This is a genomic window from Marinicauda salina, from assembly GCF_003122085.1.
Taxonomy (GTDB): domain Bacteria; phylum Pseudomonadota; class Alphaproteobacteria; order Caulobacterales; family Maricaulaceae; genus Maricicauda_A; species Maricicauda_A salina.
In genome coordinates this window covers 199,763-212,323 of the sequence record NZ_QEXV01000006.1, presented here as the reverse complement: position 1 = coordinate 212,323, position 12,561 = coordinate 199,763, and the positions used below count along the sequence as shown (strand labels likewise).

At 69.4% G+C, this 12,561-nt stretch carries 14 protein-coding genes; 10 read left to right on the top strand and 4 right to left on the bottom strand.

The features are described from left to right. Positions 1–75: 75 nt before the first annotated feature. The 9 genes from surE to DDZ18_RS12840 all read left to right on the top strand — a co-directional run bounded on the left by surE (position 76) and on the right by DDZ18_RS12840 (position 7,057). On the top strand, positions 76–882 hold the full coding sequence (gene surE, locus DDZ18_RS12880; protein ID WP_109253806.1) for a 5'/3'-nucleotidase SurE: 807 nt from the start codon (positions 76–78) through the stop codon (positions 880–882). Next, positions 879–1,523, top strand: coding sequence for a protein-L-isoaspartate(D-aspartate) O-methyltransferase (locus tag DDZ18_RS12875; RefSeq protein ID WP_109253805.1), 645 nt, complete (start codon positions 879–881; stop codon positions 1,521–1,523). The genes surE and DDZ18_RS12875 overlap by 4 nt, the downstream gene beginning before the upstream one ends. A gap of 97 nt (positions 1,524–1,620) precedes the next feature. After that, positions 1,621–2,025 carry a DUF6491 family protein gene (locus DDZ18_RS12870; protein WP_109253804.1) on the top strand — a complete coding sequence of 135 codons (405 nt, stop codon included), beginning with the start codon at positions 1,621–1,623 and terminating at the stop codon, positions 2,023–2,025. 100 nt (positions 2,026–2,125) lie between these two features. Further along, positions 2,126–2,524, top strand: a complete 399-nt coding sequence (locus DDZ18_RS12865; RefSeq protein WP_109253803.1) for a DUF6491 family protein — start codon at positions 2,126–2,128, stop codon at positions 2,522–2,524. A gap of 89 nt (positions 2,525–2,613) precedes the next feature. Then, complete coding sequence (locus tag DDZ18_RS12860; protein WP_109253802.1) at positions 2,614–3,546, top strand: M23 family metallopeptidase; 933 nt, start codon at positions 2,614–2,616, stop codon at positions 3,544–3,546. Positions 3,547–3,644: 98 nt separating this feature from the next. Further along, positions 3,645–4,040: a preprotein translocase subunit YajC gene (yajC, locus tag DDZ18_RS12855; protein WP_109253801.1), complete on the top strand. Its 396-nt coding sequence runs from the start codon at positions 3,645–3,647 to the stop codon at positions 4,038–4,040. 28 nt (positions 4,041–4,068) lie between these two features. After that, positions 4,069–5,700 carry a protein translocase subunit SecD gene (gene secD, locus DDZ18_RS12850; RefSeq protein WP_109253800.1) on the top strand — a complete coding sequence of 544 codons (1,632 nt, stop codon included), beginning with the start codon at positions 4,069–4,071 and terminating at the stop codon, positions 5,698–5,700. A 12-nt stretch (positions 5,701–5,712) separates the two neighbouring features. Beyond that, positions 5,713–6,693: a protein translocase subunit SecF gene (secF, locus tag DDZ18_RS12845; RefSeq protein WP_109253799.1), complete on the top strand. Its 981-nt coding sequence runs from the start codon at positions 5,713–5,715 to the stop codon at positions 6,691–6,693. Further along, positions 6,683–7,057 carry an Mth938-like domain-containing protein gene (locus tag DDZ18_RS12840; RefSeq protein WP_109253798.1) on the top strand — a complete coding sequence of 125 codons (375 nt, stop codon included), beginning with the start codon at positions 6,683–6,685 and terminating at the stop codon, positions 7,055–7,057. The genes secF and DDZ18_RS12840 overlap by 11 nt, the downstream gene beginning before the upstream one ends. Before the next feature lie 361 nt (positions 7,058–7,418). On the opposite strand, the gene DDZ18_RS12835 is transcribed toward DDZ18_RS12840, so the two are convergent. Together DDZ18_RS12835 and DDZ18_RS12830 are read right to left on the bottom strand one after the other, a co-directional pair. Next, positions 7,419–8,732 (bottom strand): serine hydrolase domain-containing protein, encoded by a 1,314-nt coding sequence (locus DDZ18_RS12835; protein WP_109253797.1) that lies wholly within the window; start codon positions 8,730–8,732, stop codon positions 7,419–7,421. A gap of 73 nt (positions 8,733–8,805) precedes the next feature. Further along, positions 8,806–9,408, bottom strand: coding sequence for a superoxide dismutase (locus tag DDZ18_RS12830; protein WP_109253796.1), 603 nt, complete (start codon positions 9,406–9,408; stop codon positions 8,806–8,808). A gap of 120 nt (positions 9,409–9,528) precedes the next feature. Between DDZ18_RS12830 and DDZ18_RS12825 the strand changes: the two genes are divergently transcribed. Continuing rightward, complete coding sequence (locus DDZ18_RS12825) at positions 9,529–10,377, top strand: squalene/phytoene synthase family protein (protein WP_109253795.1); 849 nt, start codon at positions 9,529–9,531, stop codon at positions 10,375–10,377. Between the two features lie 10 nt (positions 10,378–10,387). On the opposite strand, the gene trmFO is transcribed toward DDZ18_RS12825, so the two are convergent. Both trmFO and DDZ18_RS13820 read right to left on the bottom strand, forming a co-directional pair. Further along, the gene (gene trmFO, locus DDZ18_RS12820) at positions 10,388–11,794 is read right to left on the bottom strand and encodes a methylenetetrahydrofolate--tRNA-(uracil(54)-C(5))-methyltransferase (FADH(2)-oxidizing) TrmFO (protein WP_109253794.1); all 1,407 of its coding nucleotides are present in this window, start codon (positions 11,792–11,794) and stop codon (positions 10,388–10,390) included. A gap of 455 nt (positions 11,795–12,249) precedes the next feature. Beyond that, on the bottom strand, positions 12,250–12,507 hold the full coding sequence (locus DDZ18_RS13820) for a hypothetical protein (protein WP_146190675.1): 258 nt from the start codon (positions 12,505–12,507) through the stop codon (positions 12,250–12,252). Positions 12,508–12,561: the final 54 nt, after the last annotated feature.

The window sequence follows — 12,561 nt, the reverse complement described above, 5'->3', positions numbered from 1 at the left end:
AGTCACGGCCTGCGGCCGTGACAGCTCCCCCGCAAGCGGGGGAGCAAATCCGTCGCTGCGCAAGGCGAGCTGCCCATGACCGGCGCCGAGCCGCGCATCCTCGTCACCAATGACGACGGCATCGAGGCCGAGGGGCTCGCCGTGCTCGAGGAGATCGCGCGCAGCGTCTCCGACGATGTCTGGGTGATCGCGCCCGTCGACGAGCAGTCGGGCATGAGCCGGGCGCTTACGCTGAGCGCGCCGCTGCGCGTGAAGCGCCTGGAGGAGAAGCGCTTCGCGATCACCGGCACGCCGACCGATTGCGTGCTGATGGGGACCCAGGACCTGATCGAGGGCGCTGGGCCCGATCTCGTGCTGTCGGGCGTCAATCACGGCCAGAACATCGCCGAGGACGTGACCTTCTCGGGCACCGTCGCCGGGGCGATGCAGGGGCTCCAGCTCGGCATTCCGTCGGTGGCGTTCTCCCAGGCCTACGGCTTCGAGGGACGCGCCAAGATCAAGTGGGAGACCGCCCGGGCCTTCGGCCCGCACGTGCTGCGCCGCCTGCTCGCCGAGACGTGGAGCGAGAACGTGCTGATGAACGTCAACTTCCCCGATCGCGCGCCCGACGAGGTCGACGAGATCGAGATGACGGTCCAGGGGCGGCGCGACCAGCACATCATCCACGCCGAGCGGCGCACCGACCTGCGCGGCGGCGACTATTACTGGCTCGGCTTCACCGGCCGGCGGTCGGATCCGGCGGTGGGCACGGATCTGCGCGCGATCTATGAGGGACGCATCTCGATCACGCCGCTGCATATCGATCTCACCCACCACGCCACGCACGAACGTCTCCGGAAGGCGCTGAGCGGACCCGCGCCGAAAGCGGACGACCGCGAATGACCGCCGCGCCCGATCCGCGCATGATCCAGCTTCTGATGGCGCTGCGCCGCGCCGGCGTCTCCGACAAGGCCGTGCTCGCGGCCGTCGAGCGCACGCCGCGCGACAAGTTCGTCGCCGACGGCTTCCTCGACCAGGCCTTCGAGAACCGGCCCCTGCCGATCGATTGCGGCCAGACCATCTCGCAGCCCTTCGTGGTGGCGATGATGACCCAGGCGCTCGAACTCGACGATCGCTGCAAGGTCCTCGAGGTGGGCACCGGGTCGGGCTACCAGGCCGCGATCCTCGCCCGGCTGGCCCGGCGGGTGTACACGATCGAGCGTTATCGCACGCTGGCGAAGGCCGCCGAGCAGCGCTTCGCCGAGCTCAAGCTCTCCAACATCGTCACCCGCATCGGCGACGGCTCGAAGGGATGGCCCGAGCAGGCCCCGTTCGACCGCATCATCGTCACCGCCGCCGCGCCGGAGCGCCCGGACGGGCTGCTCGACCAGCTCAAGGAAGGCGGGGTGTGCGTGGCGCCGGTCGTCAACGGCTCCGTCCAGACGCTCATGCGCTATCGACGCGACGCCGACGGCGTGGTCGAGGAACCCCTCTTCGACGTCCGCTTCGTGCCGCTCGTCGAAGGGCCGACCCGCGCGCTATGACGATCGCGCGATCGAGGGAACGCGCATTCGCCGCAATCTGTTATATTGGTTGACCCGACGCCGTTCACGCGGCGGTTTCGAAACCTGGGAGACCGGCATGACGCGATCCGTCCTGATTTCCGCGACCGCCTCGCTGATGTTCGCCGCGGCCTGCGCCTCGGCCCAGACCACCGACCGCAGCGCGGACGCTGACGCTCGGCTGGCCGAGTTCGAGCGCACCGGCGAGACCCGGGCCTGCGTGCAGACCTATCTCATCGACGAAATGGAAGCGCTCGACGAGAGCCGCTTCCTCGTCGAAATGCGCGGCGGGGATTTCTACCTCAACGAGGTGAACGGCCGCTGCGCCGGCGCCGGGCGCGGCGGGACGGCCCTGTCCTACAGCACCTCGATCACCAGCCTGTGCCGGGGCGAGATCATCCGGGTTTTCGACACAGGCGCGGAGATGACCGTCGGCTCCTGCGCGCTCGGCGCGTTCGAGCGCCTCGAACCGCGTGAAGAGTGACTCGCTTGCGGTGTGACGAGAGCGCTCGTCCCCGGGCGCGTCACGCTGTATCCTTAGAAGAACCGGGGGCTGAAAGCGAAAGCTCTTACGGGAGGTTCCCATGAAGTCTCTGTTCCTGACCGCGGGAGCGATGGCGCTGGCCGCCTGCGCGACCGCAACCGCTCAGCAGGGCGAGGACCCGCTGGCGGGCTATGAGCGCACGGACGAGGTCCGGCGCTGCATTCCCATGCAGTCGGTGATCGGCCTGCAGGGTCTCGATGACCGCCATCTGCTGCTCGAGACCGACGGCGGCGCGCTCTATCTCAACGAGGTCAACGGCCGGTGCCGCGGCGCCGCGGATTACTACAGCATCCTGCGCTACGACACGACGGTGACGTCGTTCTGCGCCGGCGAGGCGATCCGCGTCATCGACCGGACCACCGATTCGGTGCGCGGGAGCTGCACGCTCGGCGAGTTCGTCCGGGTTCGAGAGACGGGCGACGCCGCCGGCTCGCAGTGATCGCCGTCGGCTTTGGCTAACGAGTGATTAACGCTCCGGCGCGATCCTGCGCCCGTTCGAGCAGATTTCCTGGAACGGGGTCGCGCAGAATGGGCGAGCGTCGGCACGCCGGTCTTCTTGTGGTCGCTGCGGCCACGCTGGTCGTGGCCGCCTGTGCGGGCGGGCCGCGCGCGCCTGCGGACGTCGATATGCGGGGGCCGGGAAGCGGCGCGCCGCCGCCGACCGCCGCCGAAGTCTGCGGCTCGCGCTACACGGTCCGCGAGGGCGACACGCTTTACTCGATCGCCGCGCGTTGCGGGACCTCGGTGATCGACATCGCCGAGGCCAACGGTCTGCGCGCGCCCTATGAGCTGTCCTCGGGCCAGGTGCTCGAGCTGCCCGGCCCCGAGATCTACACGGTTCGCCGGGGCGACACCCTCTACCAGATCGCCCGCGCCCACGGCATGGGCGTCTCGGACCTCGCGACGATGAACGGCCTGCGCCCGCCCTACACGATCTATCCCGGCCAGGAGCTGCGCGTGCGCGGCGGGGCGCGCACAGCCTCGACCGAGCGCGATCGCGACGAAACCACCGCCGAGACGGGTCTTCGCATCGAGGAGGCGCCGCCGCGGGCGCCGGTGCAGGGAACGCGCGAGGAGACCGCGCCGAGCTTCGCCTGGCCGCTCGACGGCGAGATTATCTCGCGCTTCGGGCCGCAGAACGGCGGGCGGCGCAATGACGGTCTGCGGATCGGCGCGCGCCTCGGCGAGCCGGTCCGGGCCGCCGCGGCGGGCGAGGTCGTCTACGCCGGAAACGAGCTGCAGGGCTATGGCGAACTCGTGCTGATCCGCCACGAAGGCGGCTGGGTGTCGGCCTACGGACACAACTCGGTGCTGCGCGTGGATGTCGGCGACCGGGTCGAGCAGGGCGATGTCATCGCCGACGCCGGCGCCACTGGTTCGGCCGAACGGCCGCAGCTGCATTTCGAGATCCGTCGCGGCGTGACGCCGGTCGATCCGCTTGAACACCTGCCTTCGCGCTAGCGCGAAGCGGGAAATTCGAGGTCCGGCGCTTGTTGCAACGCCGCTGCGCCCCGATATAGTCCCGGCGACTTATCGAAACCTCGCCAAGGGGCGCACCCATGTTCCCGTCGACCGACCCGATTCTCATCGCCGCCGCCGCCGGCGGCGGAGGCCTCGGCGTGATGCTGATGCAGCTCGCGCCGTTCATCCTGATCTTCGTCGTCTTCTATTTCCTGCTGATCCGGCCCCAGCAGCAGCGCGTGAAACAGCATCGCGAGATGATCTCCAACCTGCGCCGCGGCGACGAGGTCGTCACCGCCGGCGGGCTGATCGGCAAGGTCACGCGCATCGCCGACGGCGAGGCCACCGTCGAGCTGGCTGACGGCGTGCGGGTCAAGGTGGTCAAGGCGACCCTTTCCGAGGTGCGCTCGCGCACCGAACCGGCCAAGGCCGGCGCGGCGAAGAAGGAAGCCGCCTCGGACGACGACACCGACGAAGACGCCGCGCGCTCCTAGGCGCGCGCTCCAGGCCCCCGGACGCGCCATGCTTCATTTCTCCCGCTGGAAGGTCGCCCTGATCCTCGGTGCGATCCTGATCGGCTTTCTCTACACGCTGCCGAACTTCTTCCCTGAGTCCGCGCGCCTGACGCCGGCGGGCGAGCCGAAGGGAATCTGGCGCGTCCTGCCGCACCAGACCGTCAATCTCGGCCTCGATCTGCGCGGCGGCTCGCACCTCGTCTTCCAGGTGGACATGGAGGAGGTGCGCGAGGAGCGGCTGAACAATCTCGCCGAGGACGCGCGCGCCGCGCTGCAGAACGATCCCGTCATCTTCGCCGCGCGGCCCGCCGTCGTCGGCGAGCAGGTGGTGGTCCGGCTGTCGCAGCCGGACGACTTCGACGCCGCGCTCGAACGCCTGCGCGGGCTCAGCGAGCCGATCTCGACCGGTCTCGGCCAGCAGGGCTTTCAGCAGACGCTGAATGTCGAGCCCGGCGAGGACGGCCGCACCATCCGGCTGTCGATCACCGACGCGGCGCTTAACGACATCAAGCGCCGCACGGTCACCCAGTCGATCGAGGTCATCCGCCGGCGCATCGACGCCACGGGCACGACCGAGCCCACGATCGCCCGGCAGGGCGACGACCGGGTGCTGGTCCAGGTGCCCGGCGAGAGCGACCCGCAGCGCATCATCGACCTGGTCGGCACGACGGCGCGCATGACGTTTCACATGGTCGAATCGGGCGTTCAGATCGGGCCGAACGGCGAGGGGCGCACGCCGCCGGGCGTGATGATCCTGCCGACCGACACGCCGGGCGAGCCCTACCTGGCGGTGCAGCGCCGCGCGCTGGTGACCGGCGAGCAGCTCACCAGCGCCAGCCAGACGTTCGACCAGGGCGGCCAGCCCGCGGTCGGATTCCGCTTCAACACATCCGGCGCCCGAGCCTTCGGCGACGCCACGGCGTCCAATGTCGGCCGGCGCTTCGCGATCGTGCTCGACGACGTGATCATCTCCGCGCCGCGCATCCGCTCGCCGATCCTCGGCGGGTCCGGGATCATCGAAGGCGGGTTCACCGTGGAGACCGCCAACGATCTCGCCAACATGCTCAACGCCGGCGCGCTGCCCGCCGAACTCACGCCGATCGAGCAGCGCACCGTCGGCCCCGGGCTGGGTCAGGATTCGATCGACCGCGGACAGACCGCGATCATGATCGGCTTCGCCCTGGTGATCGTGTTCATGCTCGCCGCGTACGGCTTCTTCGGCGTGGTCTCGACGGCGGCGTTGCTGGTCAACGTGCTGCTGCTGATCGGCGCGCTGTCCGGGCTGCAGGCGACGCTCACCCTGCCGGGCATCGCCGGCATCATCCTGACGATCGGCATGGCGGTCGACGCCAACGTGCTGATCTTCGAACGAGTCCGCGAGGAGTACCGCAACGGGCGAACCGTGGTGAACGCCGTCGAGGCCGGGTATGACCGCGCCTTCGCGGCGATCCTGGACGCCAACGTGACGACCTTCATCGCCGCGAGCGTGCTCTACCTGATGGGCGCGGGGCCGGTGCGCGGCTTCGCCGTGACGCTCGGCATCGGCATTCTCACCTCGGTCTTCACCGCCTTCGTGTTCTCGCGCCTGATCGTGGCGAGCTGGATCAAGACCAGCCGCCCCAAACAGCTGGCGATGTAGGGGAGGCGGATCATGAAACTCGCGCTCGTCCGGTTCATTCCGACCGACACGAATATCCCGTTCATCCGGCTGCGTTTCGCCGCGCTCGTCGCGTCGACCTTGCTCATCATCGGTTCGGCGGCGGCCTTCTTCGGGCTCGGACTCAATTTCGGCATCGATTTCCGCGGCGGCACGCTCATCGAGATCCAGACCGAAGGGCCCGCCGACCTGGGCGCCATCCGGAGCGATCTCGACGGGCTCGGCCTGGGCGACATCCAGGTCCAGGCGTTCGGCGCCGAGGACGAGGTGTTGATCCGCCTCGGCACCGTCGACGTCGCCGACGTGCAGGGGCTCGAAGGGGTCACCGAGGAGACGGGCGCCGAGGAAGCTCAGCAGATCGCCCGTCAGACGATCCAGGAGACGCTGAGGGCGGAATATCCCGGCGTCGAGTTCCGTCGCGTCGAGGTGGTCGGCCCGCAGGTTTCGGGCGAGCTCGTGGTCGCAGGCGCGACCGCCGTGCTCGTCGCGCTCTTCCTGATGCTGGTCTATATCTGGTTCCGCTTCGAGTGGCAGTACTCGGTGGGCGCGGTGCTCGCGCTCGCCCACGACGTCATCGCCACGATCGGCATGTTCGCGGTCACGCAGCTGGAGTTCAATCTCTCCACGATCGCCGCGATCCTGACCATCGTCGGCTACTCGATGAACGACACCGTCGTCATCTATGACCGCATTCGCGAGAAGTTCCGCAAGTTCAAGACCGCGCCGACCGTCGAGGTGCTCAACCGGGCGATCAACAAGACGCTGTCGCGAACGATCCTGACCTCGGGCACGACGCTGGTGGCGCTGATCGCGATGGCGCTGATCGGCGGTCCGGCGCTGCAGGGCTTCGCCTTCGCGCTGATCTGGGGCGTCGTGATCGGCACCTATTCCTCGGTCTTCGTCGCCGCGCCGCTGCTCACGCTCACCGGCGTCAAGAGGGAGACGAGCCAGGAGGGCGAGGTCGTTGCCCCCTAGGGCGCCGGCCTACCAGGTTCCGCCCATCGACGCCTTCGGCGACGGCGGGTTCCGCATCGGCGGAGTCCGCCACGAGGGCGCGATCGCGCTGGTCGACGGGGCCGTGCGGGCCTGGCCGGTCGGCGAAGATCCGAAGGCGCTTGCGGTCTCAGATTTCGAGACCTTCCTGAACCCGGACGACAAGCCCGACGTCGTGGTGCTCGGCCTCGGCGCGAAGGTGGTTCATCCGCCCGCCGCGGTCCGGCAGGCCTTTCTCGACGCCGGCGTCGGGCTCGAGGCGCTCGACACGCCGGCGGCCTGCCGCGTCTACAACATCCTCGCCGGCGAGGCGCGGCGCGTCTGGGCGGCGCTGATCGCGGTGTGATCGCTCGAGCGACGGCGTGGCGGCTTCCCCTGCAGACCACGAGAGGCCCTCGTCCGACACCCCGATCCCCGTCCTTCGAGACGCCCTGTTCCCTCATGCTGAGGGCGAGCCCGGACTTGATCCGGGGGAGCGTCTCGAAGCACGAGGGAACAGGCCTCCTCAGAGCCTGCCCCGGACTTGATCCGGGGATGAGGGGATCGGGTCAGGCGGGCCTCGACGGACGCGAGGTCGTACGCCCTCCCATCCTTCGAGGCCCGATCCCCTCACCCTGAGGTGCGAGCGAAGCGAGCCTCGAAGGGGCAGGGGATCGGGCGCCTCAGGATGAGGGTCCTGGTCTGAGGAGCCGGGATAGGGCGCCTGGTCACTCTCCCGGCAGCGCCCCGTAGGCCAGCGGCTTGAACACGGCGCGCGCGGCGGCCTCGGGCGGCGTCGTCGGGCCGGGTTCCTCCTGGGCCATGATCACGCCGGCCAGCCCGGTCGACGGGCTGACGAAGAAGTCGGTGTCGAAATAGCCGCCCCAGCCGAAATCGCCGGGCCGTTCGATGGTTTCGTCGTCGCCGTCATAGGCGACTCCCACGCCGAGACCGTAGCCGGTGTCGGCCGCATCCATGGAGTCGGGCGTGCGCTCGGGACCGACATGAAGCTCGGTCATGCGATCGACCGTCTCCGCCGACAGGAGGCGCGTCCCGTCGAGTTCGCCGCCGCCCGCCAGCATCAGCGCGAAGCGCATATAGTCGTGCGCCGTCGAGACGAGGCCCGCCCCGCCGGCCTCGTCGGCGGCGTTGAGCACGCCGTCGTCGGCGGCGGGCACGCGGACCAGCGCGCCGTCGTCGTCATGGGTGTAGAGCGCGGCCATGCGCGCGCGCAGCGACTCGCCGGGGAAGAAGGTCGTGTCGTCCATGCCCAGCGGCGTGAAGATGCGCGCGTCCATGAAGGCGTCGAGCGTCTCGCCCGACACGATCTCGACGACATGGCCGAGCACGTCGTTGGCGTAGGAGTAACGCCAGGCTTCGCCGGGCTGGAAGTAGAGCGGCAGGCCGGCGAGCGTCTCCATGCGCGCGGCCATCGGCGCGTCGCCCTGGTAGATGTCGTGGCCGATATAGAGCGCGCCGAGATTGGTGTCGTAGTCGAAGATGTAGCCCACGCCCGAGGTGTGGGTGATGAGGTCGCGGATGGTGATCGCGCGCTCGAGCGGCTCGGTGGGAATCTCCATCGCTTCGTTGCGCATGAACGACGTCGCCACGCGCGCATCCGCGAAGGCCGGGATATAGTCGGCGACCGGATCGTCCAGCGACAGCGCGCCGTCCTCGACGAGCATCATCACCGCCACCGCGGTCACGGGCTTGGTCATCGAGGCGATGCGCACCGGCGTGTCGGCGGTCATCGGCCGGCCGGCGGCGATGTCGGCGTAGCCCGCCTCGGAGACGTGGACGATCTCGCCGTCGAGCGCGATGACGGCGGCGTAGCCCGCCCGCGCCCGTTCTGCGGCCAGTCGCTCGAGCGTCGCGTCCAGCTCGGCGAGCGCGGCGGCGTCCAGCGCGCGCGGCTCGGCGGCCTCCTCCGCCGGCGCGGCGGGTGCGGGCTCGGGACTCTCTTCGGCGTCGCGCGGCCCGCAGGCGAACAGCGCGAGCGGCGCCAGCAGGAACACGAAGAGGCGGCGGACGACGTCGATCATGGACTCCCCCCGGACATGAAAACGGCCGCGGCGAGGCTCGCCGCGGCCGCATCATCGGTCAATGGAAAAGGGGCTAGGACGCCTTCTTCAGGTTCTCCGCGGCGAAGTCCCAGTTCACCAGGTTGTCCAGGAAGGCGTCGATATAGTCGGGACGCTTGTTCTGGTAGTCGAGATAGTAGGCGTGCTCCCAGACATCCATCGTGATCAGCGCGTCGGCGCCGTCATGGGCCAGCGGCAGCTCGGCGTTGAGCGTCTTGCGGACCTCGAGCTTGCCGTTCTTGTGGACCAGCCAGGCCCAGCCCGAGCCGAATTGGCCGACGCCGGCGGTCTTGAATTCCTCGCGGAACTTGTCGAACGAGCCGAAGGAGCGGTCGATGAGGTCGGCGAGGTCGCCGCTCGGCTTGCCGCCGCCGCCCGGCTTCATCGAGTTCCAGTAGAAGGTGTGGTTCCAGATCTGGGCGGCGTTGTTGAACACGCCCATGTTCTTGTCGGCCCAGCTGGCCTTGATCACCTCTTCGAGGCTCTTGCCCTCGAGCGCCGTGCCCTCGACGGCGGCGTTGGCCTTGTCCACATAGGCTTTGTGGTGCTTGCCATGGTGGAAATCCAGCGTCTCCGAGGAGATATGAGGCGCCAGCGCGTCCTTGGAGTAGGGAAGATCGGGGAGGGTGAAAGCCATGAGGGGTCTCCTTGAAGCCTCGGTCGGGCCGGAGCGGACGCCTCGGCGCCCGTCCCGGGAATTACCGCTCAGCGTTCATATGGTTGCAGGCCGCGTCCTGTCCACCGCAACGAGGCCGGAATGACGACGGAATTCGACGCGACGCTCGCGAAGGACGATCCCGATCGCCGCCTCGCCGCGCTGTTCGCCGAGCCGGTGATCCGGCGGAGGCTGTTCGCGCTCTACGCCTTCTATCACGAGATCGCGCGCATTCCCGACAAGGTCTCCGAGCCGGTGATCGGCGAGATGCGCCTGGCCTGGGCGCGCGACGCGGTCGAGGATCTGTTCCAGACCCCGCCGAACGTGCGCCGCCACGACGTCTACGAGGCGCTCGCCGACGTGTGCTGCGAGCCGGGCGGACCCGACCGCGACACGCTCATCGCCCTGGTCGAGGCGCGCAACGCCGATCTCGGCCAGGGCCCGTTCCCGACGACGCAGGACCGGCGCGACTATGTCGACCGCACGGCGGTCGCGGTGATGCGCGCGGCGGCGCGGCTCACCGATCCCGAGCTTGATCTCGACGGCGAGGCCGGCGCGGCGGTCGCGGCGGCGGGACGGCTGTGGGGCTTTACCGGTCTTGTTCGCGCCTTCCCTGCGCTCGCCGCAGAGGGCCGGCCGCCGTTGGCCGCCGAGGAGATGGCCGCCCACGGGCTCGCCGAAATCGACCTGCAGCGCGGCCGCAAGGCCGAGGCGGCGCGGGCGGCGATGGCGGGGTTGTTCGCCGAGGCCGACGCCGCGCAGGCCGAGTTCGCACGGACGCGCGCGGCGCTGCCCGCAAAGGTCTTCCCCGCCGTCGGATACGCCGGCCTCGCCCGCGGCTATCTGCGCGCGGCGAAACGCGCGAAGGACCCGTATCGCGAACCCGCCGAGCGGCCGCTCTTCACCCGTCAGTGGCGCCTGGTCTGGGGCTCGCTGACCGGGCGGATCTAGGCGAAGGCGGCTATTCCGCCGCCGCGGCCTTCGCGCCCAGCCAGGCGTCGATGTCGGCCAGCGCGCGGGTCGTCATCGCGCGTTTCCTCGCCTCGGATTTCTGCTTTCCGCGCAGGCGCTTGCCCTCGGAATCCTTGGTCGGCGCGTCAATCTCGGGGAACAGGCCGAAATTGACGTTCATCGGCTGGAAGGCGCCCTTGCGGCCCGGCACGTGGCCGGTGGTGATGTGGGCGAGCAGCGCGCCCAGCGCGGTCGTTTCCGGCGGCGGGGCGGGCGTCTCGCCCATGCGTTCGGCGGCGGCGAAGCGCCCGGCCAGCAGCCCCATCGCCGCGCTCTCGACATAGCCCTCCACGCCGGTGATCTGGCCGGCGAAGCGCAATGACGGGCGCGCCTTGAGCCGCATCACCGGATCGAGCAGGCGCGGCGAGTTCAGGAAGGTGTTGCGGTGGATGCCGCCCAGCCGGGCGAACGACGCGTTCTCCAGGCCCGGGATCATGCGGAACACCTCGGTCTGGACGCCGTATTTCAGCTTGGTCTGGAAGCCGACCATGTTGAACAGCGTGCCCAGCGCGTTGTCCTGGCGCAGCTGAACCACCGCGTAGGCTTTCTCGTCGGGCTTGTGCGCGTTGGTCAGCCCGCGCGGCTTCATCGGCCCGTGGCGCAGCGTCTCGCGGCCGCGCTCGGCCATCACCTCGATCGGCAGGCAGCCCTCGAAATAGGGCGTGTCTTTCTCCCAGTCCTTGAACTCGGTCTTGGGCGCGTCGATCAGCGCGTCGATGAAGGCCTCGTACTGGTCGCGGTCCATCGGGCAGTTGATGTAGGCGGCCTTGTCGGCCTCGGTCTCGCCCTTGTCGTAGCGCGACTGCTTCCAGGCGACGCCCATGTCGATGGTCTCGGCGTAGATGATGGGCGCGATGGCGTCGAAGAAGGCCAGCTCGCCCTCGCCGGTGAGATCGTGGACGGCCTCGGCCAGCGCCGGCGAGGTGAGCGGCCCGGTCGCCACGATGACGCTGTCCCAGTCGGCCGGCGGAAGACCGGCGATCTCCTCGCGGACGATCTCGATATTCGGGTGCGCCTCGAGCGCGGCGGTCACCGCCTCGGAGAAGACGTGACGGTCCACCGCCAGCGCCCCGCCGGCGGGCAGGCGCGCCTTGTCGCCCATCGCCATGATCAGCGAGTCGGCGCGGCGCATCTCCTCGTGCAGCAGCCCCACGGCGTTGGTCGCCGCGTCGTCCGACCGGAACGAGTTCGAGCACACCAGTTCGGCCAGCCCGTCGGTGTGATGGGCCTCGGTGTTGCGGACCGGGCGCATCTCGTGGAGCACGACGCGCGCGCCGGCCTGGGCGGCCTGCCAGGCGGCCTCGGAGCCGGCCATGCCGCCGCCGACGATGTGGATGGGGTCGCGGGTGTTCGTCATGGGCGGGGATATAGGCCCTCGGGCCGGGACGAGGGAAGGGGGCGCGAAGGATCGCGGTGCGGGCGGCCTCCCATAGAGCGGGTGAATTCCCGGACGCGCCGCAGGCGCGATCCGGGACCTCTGGGCGATTGACGGCCGGGAGGCCCCGGCTCTCCCCCGGACCGGGTCCGGGGTCGGCCGGGGTTTCAGAACAGGCTCCCGGCCTTCACGCTCATTCCTGACGAAAGTCAGGATCCAGAGATCGTAGATCGCCGACGGCTGCGCCCGTCCTCTCTGGGTCCCGACTTTCGCGGGGAGAACGAGGGTGTGTGGATTTGATCCCCCGCATCGTTTTCCTGACCCCGGACCCCGATCCGGGGGATGGGACGACGCGCGCCCGTCCTCGATTGAGCGGGAAAACGAACGCGGCTAGCGTTCGCGCGAAGCGACTTAAGCGCGAGGGACGGAACCCTGGCTCAGGCCGCCTGCGCGCCGAGGCGTTCGATTTCGGCGAAGAATTCCGCCTGGAGGGCTGCCGCCTCCTCTTCGGGAAGCCAGCCTGTCATCTGGGGAATCACGGTCCGCCAGTTGCGAAGTTCGTCGTCGGTCCAGGGCAGGCGCTCCGACTCGCGGAGCTGATCGAGCACGGCGCGGATCCGGTTCCTGACCGTCTCGGCCGACGGCCGGGCCGGCCGCTTTTGTTCATTCGGACTAAAGAGTTCACCCTGCGACATGACTGGAAACTTGTTGCGATTCGCGGACCCGGCTAAAGCTTGGAATACGGGCCG

Bases quoted from the DNA above. Each gene is read 5' to 3' on its own strand.
- yajC (WP_109253801.1), top strand. From the start codon at position 3,645: ATGTTCCCGTCGACCGACCCGATTCTCATCGCCGCCGCCGCCGGCGGC.
- trmFO (WP_109253794.1), bottom strand. From the start codon at position 11,794: ATGACGAACACCCGCGACCCCATCCACATCGTCGGCGGCGGCATGGCC.
- DDZ18_RS12825 (WP_109253795.1), top strand. From the start codon at position 9,529: ATGACGACGGAATTCGACGCGACGCTCGCGAAGGACGATCCCGATCGC.
- surE (WP_109253806.1), top strand. From the start codon at position 76: ATGACCGGCGCCGAGCCGCGCATCCTCGTCACCAATGACGACGGCATC.
- DDZ18_RS12865 (WP_109253803.1), top strand. From the start codon at position 2,126: ATGAAGTCTCTGTTCCTGACCGCGGGAGCGATGGCGCTGGCCGCCTGC.
- DDZ18_RS12860 (WP_109253802.1), top strand. From the start codon at position 2,614: ATGGGCGAGCGTCGGCACGCCGGTCTTCTTGTGGTCGCTGCGGCCACG.
- DDZ18_RS12835 (WP_109253797.1), bottom strand. From the start codon at position 8,732: ATGATCGACGTCGTCCGCCGCCTCTTCGTGTTCCTGCTGGCGCCGCTC.
- DDZ18_RS12875 (WP_109253805.1), top strand. From the start codon at position 879: ATGACCGCCGCGCCCGATCCGCGCATGATCCAGCTTCTGATGGCGCTG.
- DDZ18_RS12870 (WP_109253804.1), top strand. From the start codon at position 1,621: ATGACGCGATCCGTCCTGATTTCCGCGACCGCCTCGCTGATGTTCGCC.
- DDZ18_RS12830 (WP_109253796.1), bottom strand. From the start codon at position 9,408: ATGGCTTTCACCCTCCCCGATCTTCCCTACTCCAAGGACGCGCTGGCG.
- secD (WP_109253800.1), top strand. From the start codon at position 4,069: ATGCTTCATTTCTCCCGCTGGAAGGTCGCCCTGATCCTCGGTGCGATC.
- DDZ18_RS13820 (WP_146190675.1), bottom strand. From the start codon at position 12,507: ATGTCGCAGGGTGAACTCTTTAGTCCGAATGAACAAAAGCGGCCGGCC.
- secF (WP_109253799.1), top strand. From the start codon at position 5,713: ATGAAACTCGCGCTCGTCCGGTTCATTCCGACCGACACGAATATCCCG.